At 24.5% G+C, this 17,927-nt stretch carries 8 protein-coding genes; 7 read left to right on the top strand and 1 reads right to left on the bottom strand.

Features of this window, described 5'->3' with window-relative positions; translation table 4 throughout:
* The 7 genes from ACXYRQ_RS00795 to ACXYRQ_RS00765 all read left to right on the top strand — a co-directional run.
* The coding region (locus tag ACXYRQ_RS00795) for a hypothetical protein (RefSeq protein ID WP_458614498.1) at positions 1–1,045 on the top strand (1,045 nt) is incomplete at its 5' end.
* A gap of 217 nt (positions 1,046–1,262) precedes the next feature.
* Entirely contained in the window at positions 1,263–1,646 is a 384-nt protein-coding gene (locus ACXYRQ_RS00790) for an Mbov_0395 family pilin-like conjugal transfer protein (protein WP_458614497.1), read from the top strand.
* Between the two features lies 1 nt (position 1,647).
* Positions 1,648–3,129, top strand: coding sequence for an Mbov_0396 family ICE element transmembrane protein (locus tag ACXYRQ_RS00785; RefSeq protein WP_458614496.1), 1,482 nt, complete (start codon positions 1,648–1,650; stop codon positions 3,127–3,129).
* A complete protein-coding gene (locus ACXYRQ_RS00780) occupies positions 3,129–5,891 on the top strand; it encodes an Mbov_0397 family ICE element conjugal transfer ATPase (RefSeq protein ID WP_458614495.1) in 2,763 nt (920 codons plus the stop codon). Before ACXYRQ_RS00785 ends, ACXYRQ_RS00780 begins: the two co-directional genes overlap by 1 nt.
* Position 5,892: 1 nt before the next feature.
* Positions 5,893–6,465 (top strand): Mbov_0398 family ICE element protein, encoded by a 573-nt coding sequence (locus ACXYRQ_RS00775; protein ID WP_458614494.1) that lies wholly within the window; start codon positions 5,893–5,895, stop codon positions 6,463–6,465.
* Positions 6,440–12,250 (top strand): Mbov_0399 family ICE element protein, encoded by a 5,811-nt coding sequence (locus tag ACXYRQ_RS00770; RefSeq protein ID WP_458614493.1) that lies wholly within the window; start codon positions 6,440–6,442, stop codon positions 12,248–12,250. The genes ACXYRQ_RS00775 and ACXYRQ_RS00770 overlap by 26 nt, the downstream gene beginning before the upstream one ends.
* Before the next feature lie 1,020 nt (positions 12,251–13,270).
* On the top strand, positions 13,271–14,413 hold the full coding sequence (locus ACXYRQ_RS00765) for a transposase (RefSeq protein WP_458614492.1): 1,143 nt from the start codon (positions 13,271–13,273) through the stop codon (positions 14,411–14,413).
* A 506-nt stretch (positions 14,414–14,919) separates the two neighbouring features.
* Here the strand turns inward: ACXYRQ_RS00765 and ACXYRQ_RS00760 are convergent.
* Complete coding sequence (locus ACXYRQ_RS00760; RefSeq protein WP_458614491.1) at positions 14,920–17,811, bottom strand: hypothetical protein; 2,892 nt, start codon at positions 17,809–17,811, stop codon at positions 14,920–14,922.
* Between the last annotated feature and the right edge of the window lie 116 nt (positions 17,812–17,927).

The following is a 17,927-nucleotide window of genomic DNA, read 5'->3' as shown; positions in this document are numbered from 1 at the left end:
TAATTCTAAATACTTACAATTTGGTTTTAGTGATAAAAATAATTTGGATGATCAAAATCCTGTGTATGATCCTGGTTATATTAATAGTGCTGATTCATTAAAAAATTATAGCAATGAAGCAAAAAACAAGTTAAAGCAACAAGTGATTAATTTAAGTGTAAGTGATAGTTTTAAATATAGTTTTTTACCATATACTTTTAATTTAAATGGGGTGTATGATCCAAAAATGGATGTGTTTAGTTATGATAAGGGAATGAAGATTTTAAAAAATGATGCTCTTTATGGCCTTAAAGATCCAAGTGAAGATATTAAGAAATTACAAACTAAGAACTTATTTTTATATGCTCCGATATCATTAGTGGATGAAGCAACGGATTCGGGTGGTAAATTTATGGCCGTCGATGAGAATCAAAGAAAATATTTTATTAGTTTAATAGAATATAAGCAAGCATTAAAAAAATTAAATGATGCTCTTAAAGTTATGGATTATAAGAAAAATGGTGATCAACAAGCATCATTGATAGAAAAAATTGAAGAACTTAATAAAAATAATGATGTTAGATATGTTGAACAAAAAAAGATATTTAATGATTTTAAAACAAAGTTAAATACATATACTAGTGCTCTAATAGCGATTTTAAATATTAATAACTTTATTGGGACTGAAAGTGTGTTCCCGCAAACAAAAAAATTGAATCAAATATTAGTGGATATGCTACCTTATGGTAAAAATAGTAATTTCGAGTTTATGTATAAGGATGCTAATGAAAAACTTAATAACGAAGTGCTGGGGTGGTATACTATGTTAAGTAATGGTGAAGCAAAAGATACATTACTTGATGGATTCTTGCCGGGGTATGATGTAGATGCTAATATAGCATTTAATGTTGCATCATATAATTATTTATTTACTTATTTAAATACTATTTATGCTAAAAATAATTTAGAAAAGATAAATAGAATTAATTATAGCGATTATAAAAAAGAACTAGCTAAGAATAATAAAGTAAAGGCTAAAGAAATTATTAATAAGGTGGTAAGTTAATTAATTAAAAATTTTAGGTTGTTATCATTAATAAGTTTTAAATTTGCGTAATGTTAAGTTAATAAATTAACTTTGTTAGATTATAGTGGTATTTATTATGCATCTGGAGTAATAATAGATAATAAAGAATTAAAATTATCAAAAATTGTTTACAAAGATTTTTTAAATAAAGAAATTAAAAGAATAAATTTTTAAATTATAAAAGATGAAAGGATTTATGTTAGTAAAAATTACAAAGTTTTTTGAAGATGGATCGATTAATGATTCAACATTTCGAGCAGTCGCTAATCAAACGTGAACAATTATAAATAGTGTGTTTGGGATACTCGCTGGTTTGGCCGCATTAGCATTGATTATTGCTATTATTGTGTCGATTCAACAAAATTCGCATACTGCCGATCCGCAACAACGTAAACAACATAATCGTAAAATATTATGGGGTTTAATCGGTTTAGTATTTTTATTATTTGCTTGAGGGATTGTCGCATTGATTGTGCAACAAGTTAATGCCGGTGAAATATTTATCGATGGATCGAAAAAAAAGTCGTTAATGGATGTTGGTGTAATAATAAATACAAAAATAAAAAATATGTTGGTATAAAATGGGTGTTATATTAGGTGCTATATTAGCTCCATTAACTAATTTAATTATTAAATTTTCGATTGGTTATTTAGGTTATGTGATATTAGTCATTCCATTATTAATATGTATTTATATTATTACTTTGATAATAAAATTAATTTATTTATTTTCGCTGCAGCTACCTAACTATATGTTTTTTGGGTTATCTAAATTTACTTTTGATATTAATAAAAAAACGGATTTATCGGTTGCTAGTTCGTGGTATCAATTTTTAATTGTATCCTTAGCAATATGGGTGTTAATTGTTTTAATTATGTGGATTCGTTTTGCTTTAAATACTGAAGGTGAAAAGTCGATATCAATGCTAAAAGTGGCGATTTTAACTGCTTTTAAAGGGGTGGGATTACTGTTAATTATACATTTTTTAGTGTATGGTATAAATTATGTAATTTTAAAAATTGCTGATATAGTATTTCGTGGTGGTTCTAGTGATTCAATAAGTGATTATTTTGCTAATGTGATGTTAAATGCATTTTTACCTAATTATACTGGTGAACCTTTAAAAGGTACTACGCAGTTGTTTGCTTGATCAACTTATTCTAATATATATGATCGTGTGGATGGTTTTATTGGAATGGGTATTTTTATGCTGTTAATGTTAGTATTTTTATTTTTAGTGGTAAAAACATTTATTTCGATAATTTTCGATGTAATAACAAAATTATTAAATATGTTAGTTTTATTTTTGTTCTTTCCGTTTGTGGTTCCGTGATCGATTTCGGATGGTGGTAAAAAAGTCGCGATTTGAAAGGATGAATATTTAGCAAATTTATTAGCATTATCTATTTATGTTGTTGGTATAAAGTTATTAATGATATTTACAAATATAATTAATACTTTTATCGATTCTGATGCATTTAAAAAAGAATTTCCTGTTTTATATGGTTCACCCGAACAAGGTTTGAGCGAAAGTTATTTAAGTTCATATTTAGGGTGATTAAAAATAATTCCGACCTTGTTAGTTTTAACTGGTTCGGTGGCTTCTTATAAAACATTATCGCAAATGATGATTAAATTTATTGGTGGCGAACTCGGAACCTCTAATAATGGTTTAGGGTTAGGTCGTAGTGCGGGTCGAGCTCTTGGTTCAACATATAAAGTTGGTCGTGGATTAGCCTTCGCTAAGGGTGCCGGAGGCGCTGGTGCTGTAGCCGGAGGTGCTGTAGCCGGAGGTGCTGTAGCCGGAGGTGCTGTAGCCGGGTTAGCGTCGGCTGCTATGAAAAAACACCCCCTTGGTTTTGCTACTAATTTAGCAAAGAAATTAATGAACAATAAAACTATGCAAAAATTATCTAATAGCAAGTTTGGTGATTTTGTTAAAAATTCAGCAAATAGTAAACTTGGTAATACTATAAAAACGGGTGTTAAATTAATGTCGGGATTTTCTTTATTAAAAGGTGCTGCGAAAGTTTTTGATACAGTACAAAAAGGTAAAGAATAATGCTACAGCCAAAAAGATTAAAAAAACGTTGGATGAAACTTACTAAATGGTTTTCGTTAAAAGATGGGATAGAATTTTTAATTGTATTAATTGTAAGTTATGGGATATCTTATATTTCTTTTGCTAAATTTTATTTAGGTTGGGTTCAATATGTTTTTTGGTTAGTGTTAATTTTAGTGTTTGGGATTTTAATATTACCACATCATGGATCGAACGGTAAAGTATATCATTTAATATATAGAATGTTTTTATATTGGTTAGCGCCGAAAAAATATGCTCGTTTTGCTAATAAAGGTGCTAGATCAAGTGAACAGTTAAATCCTTTTGCTAGGTTGTATGGTGTTGATATTGTGCAAAATAAGAAAACATTGGGAGAGGGGATTAATAAAAAAGATATTAACTCGAACATGTTTTGTGTGTTTGCGATTCATGGATTTAATTTAGAAAATGAGGATTCGCAAACGCAAGAAATTATGTTAACTCGTTACATCCAAAGTTTAGATTCATTTAATAATAAGTTTTCTTTTGTAAAAATAGATGAAAATGTTAATTTTAAAGAAAATATAAAATTTTTAGATGAAAATAAAATAGATAATGAAAAATGAAATGATTATTTAAATGCTAATTATGAAGATTTAAATTCGATTAACGAAAATTTACAAGTTAGCAATTATTATTTAATTGTAAATGGGCCTAATTTTAAAGAACTTAACGAAGAAGCGCAAGTTATATATAATAAGTTTTTAGAAAGTAAAATTTATCTTTCAAAACTCGAAGGTGTTGAACTTTTAAAATTTTTAAATAATTATCGAGGTTTTAGTGTTAGTGAAGATGAAATAATAAGTTGATATACAAGAAATTTAGCAAAAATACAAAATGAAGAAGAATGTGGTGATATTTTGGATGAACTATTTTCATATAACGAAGTTGTATTTAATAGAAATTATTTTAAGATAAATGATAAGTTTTATTCAATTAAAGGTGTTTCAAAATTACCTTATGAACTGGATCAAAGTTGAAGTGCTGGGATTTTTAATTTAAATGGGATTATAATTGCTAATCATTATCCATATAATGATAAAAATGCTGTTGATAGAATTTTAAATAAAGCAAATATGGATTCTACAAATAATATCGAGACTGAAGTACAAGCAACAAAAATGCTAAAAGCAAATATCGATATGCAGGCTGTTGACGAGTTTATTTATCAAATAACAAAATTACAACATAAACTTTATGATGTAAATTACTTTATTATTAATAGTGCTAATGATTTTACAACATTAAAAGAATTAGAACGAGAAAATAATGTTATGTTAAGATCGCAAAATATTAAGGTAAATAATCTTTCTTATTTACAATTTCAAGCATTTATTGATACTTCTTTATCGTTAAATTATAAATTATCTAATTTAGCATATCAAATAACTTCTTATGTGTTAGGTAACGGTTATCCGTTTTTATATGAAATATTTAATGATAATAAAAATTTAGTGTTTGGTTTATCGCAAGGATCATCTGCTCCAATATCATTTGATATTTTTGATTTAAAAAGTAGTAATCGAACTAATCATAATATGATGGTGTTAGGTAGTTCTGGGATTGGTAAAAGTACGATTGTTTCTAAAATACTAGCATCTAATTTAGCGATTAAAAATAAAGTAATTATTATCGATCCGCAAAATGAGTATAGCGATTTTGCAAGAAAGTTTGGTGGACAAATTATAGATATTGGGGGTGGTGCTAAAACTACTATTAATCTAATGCAAGTTCGAAATGCATTAAGGGATGATATTGAAGAATTAAGTGTGGCGCAACTTATTAATTCGCATGTATCATTGCTAGAAAAGTTTTTTAAAACATTGTGAAGTATCGATGAAGAATGATATATTTTAGAATCGTTATTTAAAGAATTTTATGCTAGTTATGGTTTTTATCAACAAGATATAAGTAAATTAAAACATGAGCAGTGACCGATCATTAGTGATTTTATAAATTTTATGAAAGAATATAAGTATGAAAACATTTTTAATGTCGAGAATCGAAAAAAGGTTATTTCGATGTTAATTGATCGTTTTGATAATGCCTTCTTGCATCATGGTAAGTATGAAATGTTGTTTAATGGGATTACAAATATAAATTTAGAAAATGATTTTATTGTCTTTAAAATGAACAACTTAACAAATACTAATGAACATATTTCTGCGAAATTAGGGATTATGTTAGTGCTAAGTTTTTGTAATGAAGTGATATATCAAAATTTTATCGATAATGAAAAGAAGCGAAATTTATATAAACAAGAACATAATTTAACATATTTAAGTAGTGAAGAAATTGATAAACTTACAACTAGAATTATTTTATGTATCGATGAAGAACATATTTATATCAATGCTAAGAATCCTGCTACCTTAGATTATATTGTCGAAGCAACTAAAACGATTAGAAAGTTTGATGGTTCTACTATACATACAACGCAAAATCCATCAGATTATCGATCAAGTAGTGAAGTAATCGAAAGTGCATCAAGAATCATACAAAACTGTAATTATAGTATTTTTTTAGGGATGAAAAGTAATGATATTAATGCTGTAAAAGAACTGTATGAAAATTCTGCAAATCCATTAACTCCTAGCGAAATTAATTTATTAGCGCAAAAACAACGTGGACAGTGTTTGCTGGGGATTAATGAAAATATAAGATATAAAGTTAATTTACATTATAACGATTATGAAAAGTCGTTATTCTTTAAGAAAGGATAATATGAAAGAAAAAGATTTTGTGCAAATAACAACCCGTGTTACTGGTGCTGAAAATGTAGAAAAACTTTGGGCGTGAAAAGCAGCATTAAAAAGAAAAAAACAAACTCCTTATGAAGTGTTGCGAAATATTGTATTAAAAGTTATTGATAATACTTACGAAGAAGAAATTATCGAAAAAGGTAAAGATCGATTATTTTATGCACTGCGTAAAGCATTGTTTGCGTCGATGACTCCTTATTTTAATCATATCGATAATACCTTTAATTTATTGTTAATGACTAATGAAATAATCGATAAGAAGTTAAATTTATTATTAAATATGCAAAATGAAAAGGTAAATTTATATAATTTAAAAGAAAGCGACATTGAGGATCTAAGTTATTTTGCACAACTAAAAAAATATAATTATGAACGTGCTAAAAATATCGAAAGTAAAAGTAAAAAAATAAATGAAAAAATAGAAAAAACTTTTGAAAGATATTTAAGAACTGAAATGAACGGCGGGAATCCGTATGATGAAGAAAATGAAGGTGAGGTTGAAAATAAATATGAAGAAGAGTTTGAAGAAGATTAGTATGCTAGGGGTTATGTTGACCCCTATTTTAACATTGAATGCTATTTCTTATGTTTATGATAATGATAATCACCCCTTTGGTGAAAATGTAGCATTAGATAATGTTGGAATTTTAAATAAAGCAAGGTGAAATAATGATTATGTATGATTAAAGGATGTAAATACTAATTCTTATACATTTAATGGTGTTAAATGAAAATCTAATGTAGATTTTTTGAATCATAGTATGTATTATAAAGAAGATATTAATAATAAATTAAATTTTAATTTTGGTAATAATGTAGGTATTAATAAAATTTATTGGAATCAAGCATTTGATTATCAATATGAAAATCCTGATCTAGAGGGTATATACGAGGATGCTGAAGCAGAAAGTGGAAATAAAGTTTGATTTTATAATTTAAATAGTTCTAGTAGAAGAAAACAAATTACTTTAAATGAGTGAAATAGTGGTTTGTGAGGGATTTTAGATCAAAGTGATTCTGCAGTATATTATTATGATTCTAATAAAGGGCATGAATATGATTCTTATCAAAAAATAACATCTAATAATTTAATACATCTACCTACTGAAAGTACTAATTTATATACAGTTTTATCAAATGCGGGGATAAGCGAAAGTGACGTTGGTTATACAACTAAATTAGCAGAGAATTTTAATGGTGATTATATTTCTTTAGTATATGTTAAAAATGCTGATAAATTTGTTGATTGGTTAAATAATAAAGGTATTAGTTTAAGTAATTTTGCAAAAGATAATAATTTTAAGTTCGATGAAGAAAAAGTTACATCTATACCTAACAAAGCAAATGCTAATAGTAAATTCTCAAGTTATGATTTTTTTAATCCTTATAATTCGCATGCTAGAGTTTTTTATCTTGGTTATGATTTTTGTTCTTGGTTTGGATGTGAATATGAAGAAAGTTATAAATCTATGTTTTATGATTCTGGGAATCATATTTTATGATTTAACATATCATATAATGATTATAAAAGAGGTAATTATTATAAAAATATGGTTGATATAAATATAAAATTAAATCCTTACAAAAAAGAACAACAAAATAGTATGTGAAATCCTGTTTATGATAATGGGGCGTATTATAGTTATTATTTATTTAATTTTCAACAAAAACAAGATTTGTGACCATCGACTTATATACAAGGGATTAAAACATTAAATGGTAATTCTACTTTATTATTAGATGATAATACGCATACTCCACATGATCCAAATATAACTTATTTAAAAGTTAAACAAAAACAAAATTATATTTATAATACAACTTCTTTATATGATCTAAGAAACGATGAGTTTGAAGTTTTATACAATGTTTTAAATAATATATCTAATAATAAAAATCAAAATAAATATGTAAAATATGTATTTAATGATTGAATTAAAGATAATGTGATCCATTTGGTAACTGATGCTGGTAAAAATTCTAAGTTAAATGATAATAATTTATTAAAAGAAGTAGCTGATGCTGGTGGTAAAGGTAATTTAGATAAAATTAATCAACTAGTAAATAGCAAAAGTTATGAAGTTAATTATGGTAATTTAAAAATTGTGTTTTCATTTCAAGCAGCATTTAATACTAATAATAAATTAGGGTTAAAATTAGTTTTAAAAGATATTTTATATAATAACGTTTCGATTAAAAATGATCTAAGTAGTAAGATATGATATACCTTAACAAAAAAGGATGAACTAAGGGAATTTTTAAATAAACTTAATTTATATAATAGTGGTGATAATGATAGTTATAAAGTTAGTCGTTATAATTATTATGAAAGTATGCTAGAGCTAATTGAAGGTGTAATCGATCAAGGATCGCAACTTGTGGTAAATAATATCCCGATTATATTAGAAAATAGTGAACTTTATAATCGTTATGCATCTAATGCAGAATTAGCATCGCGATTACAAATAGATTATTCTTATGTGGTTAATGATGCTAATTCTTTAAATAATTTATATGATGATCAAAAAAGTTGATCGGACCGGATTAATGAACAATGGATTAAAGATACCCCTAAACAACTACAGCCACCTGAAAATTTAAAGCATTATGGTGGAAAATGAGAAGTAAAAGGGCCGATTAAGGTAATTTTTGATGTATTAAATAAAAATAATAAGTATATTGAAAACGAAGTATTAATTGTAAATGGACAAAGGGTGGATGTTTTAAACGGACACTTTGAAATAGAACTTCGCGATGAACGAAACGGGATTGATGATAAAGAAAAAGTTTTAAATGATCCTAATAGTAATCAAGAACCAAATGAAAATAATTCGCATGCTAAAAATGAATATAAGATCGAAGTAATTAAATTTAAACCTGATACTAATAACTCCGTTATAGATTTTACTTATAAAATAGATTATATAATTAATTCTTACCCTTTGGTCCAAGATATTAAATATTATGCATGAAATCCTGATGTAAATCCGAAACAAAAAGAAATTATTACGCCTTATTTATATGATGAACAAGGTAAAGTATTAAAAGATGATCAAGGTAAAAAAATTAAGAATCCAAAATATGATCCTTTGATTAATCCAAATACCGGGACTAAGGATCAATTAGTATGGATTAAAAAAGAATTTTTAGATAAATTTAAAAATGTTTTACCAAAACTTTATTTTCTTTATCCTAATTTATCTAATGTGGATTTAAGTTTAGGCATTTTTGCTAATGCTGCTGTGCTAGGTAAAGGGGCATTAAGAAATTTATTATTAAATGAAAATGCTAGTGATTATTATGTTGTGCAGCTATATAAAAAAGTTAATAATACTTTTAATATAAGTGGTGAAATTATCGATCTACCAACCTTAAATGCTAATAGTGAAAGTTCATATATGTCGACGGAAGGACTTTATTTTATTGTAGGTCGTAGTAATAATCAAATTTCTAATGTGCAACTGGTATTAATTGATAAAGATAATCAACCTGATCAATATTTTAGCGATGCGATTAAAGATAAGGTAGTTAATAATAATTATGCGCAGCAAAGCAATGATCCAACTGGTAGCATAGAATATAAAAGAAGAGTAGAAGAACATAAACAACAACAACAAGAATCGATAAATATTAAAAAACAATTACAAGATATATTAAATAGTTTACAAAAGGTAGAAAATAAAAATTTAGTAAGAAACTTTTTAAATAATTATGATCAAAAAGGTTATTATGAAAAACAAGATTTTTTAAAACAAGCGCAAGATATTTTAGCAAAAGAACCTAAAAATGTTACTTTTAGTGATTATATTAATTATTTATGAAACGATCCAAATGTAGTACCATCAACATTTACTAATTGATTAATTAAAAAACGAAGTTTTGATCTAAAAACCATAGCTAGTTTTAATTTAAATAATACGATTAAAGAATACATGGACTTTGTTAATAATTCTTATGCATATAATTATGATCAAGTTAAACCCCTTACTAATCCTTTTAATGTTTATAATTTTAATGCTAATGATAAATTAAATTTAAACGGGATTACTATAAACCAATTATGATATTTAAACGGGGATGGTAAACCTGATGATATTAATAAGAATCAAGGGAATGGGATTGTTAAGAAGTTGTTAGATTATGCTGATAATTTAATGTATAAATATTCTTTATCGATAGGATCTGATCCATTAAAATATGGTGTTGATTATGTAATACAACCATTTAATGTTTTAATTAATAACGTAGAAATTAATAATTTTGCTAAAACATTTACAGATCCAAGCAAAATTGTTGCTAGCAATCCAATTATTTATAAATTACCAATAAAAGGATTGGGTAAATATGCTGGTGGATTTGTGGAATTAGAATTTTTAAATAGTGCACAAAATGTTATTTATCCGCCGATTGATTTAAAAGATTTTACTTTAAACGATCATGAAATAGAAGTTAATAAAAAACCAATTAGAAGTGCGATAGTGAAGCGTTTTGAAAACGTATTAACAAATAATCATATAAATGATATTAATTTATTTAAAAGCGAGCAAGATACTGATATTAAGGGTGAAAGTGTTAATGTAATACAAAATAAGAATCCTGATGCTAAATTAAGTACTGATAATATAATTAATTTAGAATTTGAAGACTTAAAGTTATCTTATATTATAAAGTTGTTAAAGGATGATTATTTATTTGCTAATTATGTTGATAAAAAATACCAAGAAGTAATTGCTAATAAACTAAAAAAATATGTACAAGAATATTTAAATAAAGAAAGTGAAAAATTATTAGAAAACGACCCAAAAAGAATGTTATATAAACCTTTAAAACTAGATCGTGATGTAAAAATTGATAATTATTTATTAAATACGATGTTATTAAAAAATACTAATAATAATCTAAATATAAAAATAATTTCTAACAACATAAACATTATTAATTCATTTAGTTTTAAATTTAAAAATATTGGTAAAAATGATGAAGTTAATTTAAACGATTTATCTGATGTGTTATTAACTAATGATAAAATTTTAAATGTAGATAATACATCCGATGCTAAGTATAAAATAACTAATTACATTCAAGATCAAAGTCGAAGTATAGGATTATATGCTAATAAAGATTATTTAATATATGGAGCTGGTTATAATATCCCGTGATTAGATGTGATTTTAAATACTGATGCTGTTAATTTATATACACAAGAAGAATTAAATGAACTTCAAAGCAAAGATATAGATGCATATACTCGAGCATTAGCGATAAATAATTTTAGAACTTATTATTTATTTAATGAAGAAAATATCGATGAAAAAAATATCGATATTAATAAAAAATGAATCCCGTTTATAAGAACTTTTCGAGAATTTTATTTAACTGAAAATACTTATGATGATGGTAGTGGTATAAAAAAACAAATCGATTTTATACCTAATATAAGAACGGATCGCGAACTTACAAATTTATTAAAAAACAAGTTACATGATCAAGAAATAAGAATAAAACAAACAACAAAAAAAGATTATCCTAAGGACGTTATATATTTAAAAAATTTAGTAATTATGCCGATCAAGAACCGTAGTTTTGGTTTTGCATATGGTAAAGTAATTAATCATTTATCGCCTGAACAAGTTTTTGAAATACAAAATTCTAATAAATATGTAGATCAAGAAGCAAGAACATTAAATGAAGAAGTAAAGAAGTTAAATAAAAAATGGCAAGAAGAACGAAATTTAAAAACAAAACAAGAAATAGCAAATTTACAAACAAAAAATACTAATAATCCTAATAATCAAAATGTTAATCAAAAAAATCCTGATGCTCCTAAAAATGGTGAACTACAAGATCCTAAAAATAATAATCAAAATGTTATTACTAACGATCCAAAGAATTCTAATAATTTAAAACAAGTTAAAAAAACTGGTGAAGAAATTACTAAAGATCGCATTAAAGATTTAAGTGAACATAAAACTCCTGATCAAAAACATATCGATCAAGAAAACAAAGAACATATCTTACCAAATTTAGATGCTAAAAAGATCAATCGATCAATATCGCAGATTATTGGTTATAGTTTTGGTGGGATCGCATTATTAGGTGCGATTATTGGATTAGTAATTTTAGCAAAAATTTTAGCTGTAAAATATGGTTGAAAACTAGGTTTAGCGTCTAAAACTGCTAGATCATATTTAATAACTAACGATTTTGCTACATATCGATTTTATAAATTTAAAATTAAGATTAAAACAAGTCCATTTAAATTAAAATTAAAATGGTTATATCAAGTAAATAAAAGTGAAATAATTAATGATGTAGAATAATAAAAAAGACTCCCGAACGGAGTCTTTTCGATATCTTTAACTTCTTATCCAATATATTGATTTTTTATATAGAAAACTTTAAGATTTGATTTTTTAATTATAAAAGATTTTTAATATTTTTTTGTTAATCAAAAACTAAACATTCTTAATTAACTTTATTATTATAACATAATAATAAAAAAGATAAACAAAATAAATTTTTAATTATTTTAAAATAATGGTTATAAGGTATTTAAAGGGGTTTAAATAAAAAAGATAAACAAAATTATATAAAAGTAAAAATAAGTGGTTTAAAAAGGTGCTAGGGGTTAATTTAAATAATTATTTTGTTTTTGGTTGTGTTTAGTTTATTAAATTTTTGGTTAAGTATGGTTTATCATTGATATTTGCTATATGTGTGCTCGTGTATAATGTGTGTACGTGTGTGTGCATACTCATACATACGATATTATGTTTTTATATAGGTGATTTATGATGTAAATTCTTTTTTGTTAGTTTGGTTATTTTTAAAAAGATAATAAATTCTATATTGCTTTTGTTCCAAATATATTTTTATGTGATTTTTTTTAAATATGATTGTATTTTTAATCTTTAAATTTATTTGAAAACTAAATATTAGTATTAATTTCTGGTTTAAATTTTTGTTATTTAAATAATCAAAATGTGATAAAGATAAAAATTAATGTTTAAATTGTTTTCGATAACATTTAGTTTATAAATTTGTGTAGGTCTAATCAAGAGGGGTTTTTAAATGTTTGTTGTTTGCTTTTTAACTTTTAATTCATAAGGTGATGATTTTATATTTTGTTTTTCTTTTAGTATAAAAAAATTTGTAGTAATTGTTATAAAAAATTGATGTGATGTGTTCATTAGATATGGTTAAGTTGATTTTAAGTAAGGGATTGATTTAGTATTCAAAAGAAGTTTTTGTTATAATTTGCTGCTATATTTAAAAGTGTAATTATATTATAATATAATTACATTATTTTTTAAAACAAAAAAATGTAAAATTTTATTACTATGAACTATGAACAAGTAAAAGATTTTTATCAAAAACAAACTTTAAATTTAATCAAAAATTGAAATGAACAGGCTGAAAACTTTAAAAATGTGGTTCGAAAAAATGAAGAAAAATATCAAAATTGATGATTTGTAAAATGAAGAATTCGTAAAATTTTAATTCAAGGATCGATATATTTTTATAAATTAGGGGTGTATAAAAACAAGAAAAGTGGTAAAAAATTTACATATTATCATAATGAAATATTGGCTAAAAATAAACGCTTAAAGTATTTTATAATCGATATTTATGATGCTTTTTATAAGAAAAATTATGCTCGTCGTGGTAGTAAAATAAGGGATTTTATCCCGAGCGACATAGTGAAATATCATTGTAATTCTTATAAATTTAAGGTTATAAATTCGTTTAAAAATAAGGATTTTGATTACAAAAACTTAATCAAAATTAATGTTGATGATACTTATATTATCGAAAATAAGGGTGCTAAAAAGATTAAAAAATGTTTAAGATTGGTGATAATAAATAACGAAAAACAGCAAAAGTCTTTAATGATTTTCGATGTAAAACGTTTTAATACGCAAGAAATGATAAACAAAATTAAGGGATTATTTGCTGAAAATTATGATCAAAATAATACCTTTTTATGTGCTGACGGGACGCAAGTTTTTAATCAATTTGCGATTAATTTAGGTGCGCATCGTGTTTATGATCGCTTTCATTTTATACGAAATTTTAATCAAGTTTTTTGATATAACAAAACAACTTTAAAGAAAAATTTGTTAATTTTTAAAGAATTAAATTTGTTAAAACAAGTTGCTTTATTACAAAAATATATACAAAATAAGAGGTTAAATTTGGTGTTGAAATTAGCAAAATTGATCGAGAAAGATGTACAAAGTTCAACAAAATTTAGATCGAAATATAAAGAAATTCGATCATTTTTAAGGTTGTTTGAAAAGAATAAGTTGGCTATTTTTAATGCCTTTAAATATCAAAATATCGATATGGGATGGTCAGAGTCTTATATTAATCATTACATCAAAACTCCCTTTTCAAAACGATTTAGTCTCTTTTCTTTAGATCGTCTAAAAGAATTTTTGATATCAAAAAATGATCAATTTAATGTTTATTGATATGTTTAAATTAAATGATTTTAAGAATTTTGTTGATAAATTTATCAAAATTTAATAGGGTTTAATATATAGCATATGATAAGGTATAAATAAAGGTAATTTAAAAGTGTTTATATAAAAGTTTTCTCTAAATATTTTTTTGTTTACTAAAAGTTTTTAGTGTTCACCCCTACGGGGTGTATTTTGATAATTACTTAAAACAATTTTTGGTGTTTTTAAAATAGTGTGTACATTAGGTTAAAGTGTTTTTACCTTTTTTAAAAGAAAACTGAAATTTTAGAATATACTATGTATATTCTATTTTATAAATTTCATAGCGATGCCGTTAGGTATTTTAGCGTCGTTTTCTTGCACTTTAAAGTAGCGTGTACGTACACCCGTGTAATTTAATATCAAAGATATTAAATTTGATTGCTAAAAAAAGTAAAAATAAGGTAGAAAAGAATAAAAATAAATTTTGATAGGTCAAAAAAAAAGTATAATTATTCTACCGATAACGGATTATGTTATGTCCCTTAGTTTCTACGGTATCTTTTAAAGAAATAACTAGCTGCTAAAAAGTGTCTTTGTTGTATAAAATCTCTTGCATTGATGATACTAAAATAATTACTTACATTACCATTACCTCATACTTGTCCATTGACTCTTACTTGCTGAATGTTGGCTTCATTTAAGTTATCGAAGATTCTGGCATCATTTGCATCAATTGCTTTATATCCATCAAAATCACTTTCTGTGAAATTGTCACCATTTTTGGGTTTTATATCAAAAAAGTCTTGTAGTTTAAAGTTAATCATATGAATCGGATTTGCATATAAATCACCTAAAAACTTAATTGGTGCTTCTTTACCATTAATTTTATATCATAAAATTAAATCAGCAGTTGCATTATAATTATCTATATTGATTACATCTTTGATAAAAATCTGATATTTACCAAATTTTGGTAAATCATAAACATCATCAAAAGCTTTTATTGCATCTGAAGCTAAATATTGTGCATGTGTATAATATGCATTATGTTTAAATTTCAAGATGCTATAAAAGTATTCTTTGCTTCCTTTTAATATCTTTTGAATTTCTGCTAAATCCTTAGCATCTTGTTGAGATGTAGGTGCATTATTTTCAAGAAAATCAACAGTATTCAATGTTGGGATAATAGCAGTCTTAATGATTTGTTTATTAAAAAGTACATTAAATTTAAAGTATAGATGCTTGTCTTGATATTTTTGATAACTTTCTATATCAAAGTTAAAGAAGTTTTCGATCCCATTGATTCTGGGTTTAAAAAACACCTTTTTATCAGTAAGTTTGATAAATTCATCCAAGGATAATTTTGATAATGATTCATAATCGACACTGTAAAATTGATCGAGATTGTTTAATATAATTTTGTTTATAAAAGGTTTAATATCATTAGAAAAAGGTATTTCTTTTTTAATTTCTGCTTTAATAAAACGATTGCTTTTTAAAAATACATTTAATGTAACTACAAGGATATTCGGATTATTTTGTTTTAATTCTAAATTACTTACATCAAAATCAAAAACATCATCATCGCCTTCGTTTAAGAAGACACGATAGTTATTTAAGTTTATTGAACCTGAATGTAAATATTGATTAACATCATATCCATTTGGATCTTTAGCAAGCGAAACAGTGTTATGTTTTGCTATTTGTTCTAATAATAATGAAGATAAATTATCATATGTTTTATTTATATCTATATTTTTTTCATTAAACCTTTTTAAAGTGTAATAAAAATCATTTAATCTCAAAACATTTGTATCTATGTTTTCAACATCAAAGTCTTCTAAGGTATTTAATTCACTGTTATAAATTTTGCTAAATAATATCGCAGAATCAGATAAAAAGAGATCTAATAATTTTTTAGCATTTGCATGTTTAGCAGAAATAGCATCATCGGTTTTTTGTAGTTCATTTTTAAGATTTTCTAAGAGCAATATAAATTGCAATGGATAATCTTTGAATTCATTAAATTCTTGCAAACTGTCTTTGCTATATGCTCGAGTTTTAAAATAGGTTTTTATTGATGTACTAAATTGATTATTTGCATTTATTTGCCGAATAAAATCTTTCTTTAGTTGAGCAAAATTACTTTCTTGTGCTTTTATTTCATTTGTTAAATATTGAACTTGTAAGGTATTAGCAAGGTTTTTCGATTGATCTAATAAAACATCTTTTTGTTTTGTTGTTAGAAATTTACTTGAATTTATTTTTTGACTTAATGCTTCAGCATATCTAATAATATCTTTTGAACGATAGTTATTTAAGATAATAAAGGATGTAATTAATTTGTTAACTTTTTTGACTTCATCTTTTAGTTCATTTAATGTAGCTAATGAATCAAAATTAGTATTCTTTAAATGAAGATATTTATTAACAACTACTTTTATTACATCACTAAAAATAATGGAATTTTGTTTTCTAAATTCTTCTATTTCTTTGATCTGCTGATTAATATAATTAACAGTTGATAAAAATTGTTCATCTTGGGCATTGACAAATAAAGAATTAGATTTAGTTTTTAAATATTTGATTAAATTTGCATCAAATTTATAATCAATATTCATTGATTTAATTTCGTTGTCATAATTTTTTAATTTATCGTCTAATATCTTCTGTTTTTGTGTTAATTCATCACTTAGAATTTGATTTAGTTCACTGAATTTTTGATTAAGAGAATTAAAATCCATACTTTTAGAATTTATAAAATTATTAATATTAAAATCAGATTGACTTATTTGTACTTCGTTATTAAAACTATATTTACTTAAATTTTGTAAATTCTTATAATTAGAATTAAAAGTTTTTAAATTTTCATTGAGTTTATTTTGAAATTCATTATTTGAAAAAAGGTTAATATTTTTAGGCATTGATTCAAAAATTTGTTGTTTGATATTATTAAAAGAATCATTATTATTTTGATTAAAAATTTTAGTAATTTGATTTCTTAATTCTGATTGAGCATTATCTTTATTAATTTTCTTAATTAAATTGTCTAAATCATGAAGCAAATTACTAAAATAATTATTTATGTTTTTATAATCAAAAGAAGAAGAATTAAGGAATTTGATAATTTCTTGATACTTATCTTTAACATCATTACTATCTCTTAACTTCTCATCATCTTTTTGCGATTTTAGTTCATTAAAATAAATAACATTTTTTGACAAACTATCGATAAAATTTCTATTTGTTATTAATTCTTTATTTGCTTGATAATCATTTTGTAGTTTATTCATTAGATTCATAAAATCATCTGAATCTAAAAAATAAAATTTTTGCTTCGGGAAATCATCATTATTATTTGTATTTGCACATGCAGCAACAAAGATAACAGGCGAAGAAGCGGGAACTAAAATAGAAAATAATTTCTTTTTCATTGATATCTCCGATTAAAATATTTTTAAGTGAGAAATAAACATAAATTCATAAAAAATTTATGTAGTTATTTATGGTTATTTTTCATTCATAATATAACATTAGCAAACTAAATATA

The sequence above is a fragment of the Mycoplasma sp. 394 genome (assembly GCF_054353895.1).
The sequence above is the reverse complement of the archived record's forward strand: the minus strand, read 5'-3'. Positions and strand labels throughout refer to the sequence as shown.